1 pseudogene is annotated in these 355 nt (G+C 39.4%); it reads right to left on the reverse strand.

What is annotated here, in order from left to right:
• A pseudogene (locus DRF60_RS20960) lies at positions 1 to 355 on the reverse strand (T9SS type A sorting domain-containing protein); the annotation flags it as partial.

The raw sequence follows: 355 nt of genomic DNA on the forward strand, positions 1-355 counted from the left end.
AAGGTCGGTTCCTTCTTCAATACCTACCGTTTTATTTCCTGATCTTTCGGATCTGGATTCGCCGCCAATTAAATAGCCTGAGGAGGTTAAAGCAAGTGTCCTTAAGTGATCATCACCTTTCCCTCCAAAATTCTTTTCCCATTCGGTTTTGCCATCTTTTGAAATTTTTATTATCCAAAAATCTCCTTCTCCAAAATTTTCGGTTTTCTTTGATCCACCTGTAGTGCTTCTGGAATAGATCCCTAACAAGGCACCACCATCTTTGGTAGGAATCATCTTTTCAACTTCATCCAATCCTTTTCCTCCTAAAATAGACTGGGAGAGTTCTTTCCCGTCTTTGTCCAGTTTTATAATC

The sequence above is a fragment of the Chryseobacterium elymi genome (genome assembly GCF_003385495.1).
Classification (GTDB): domain Bacteria; phylum Bacteroidota; class Bacteroidia; order Flavobacteriales; family Weeksellaceae; genus Chryseobacterium; species Chryseobacterium elymi.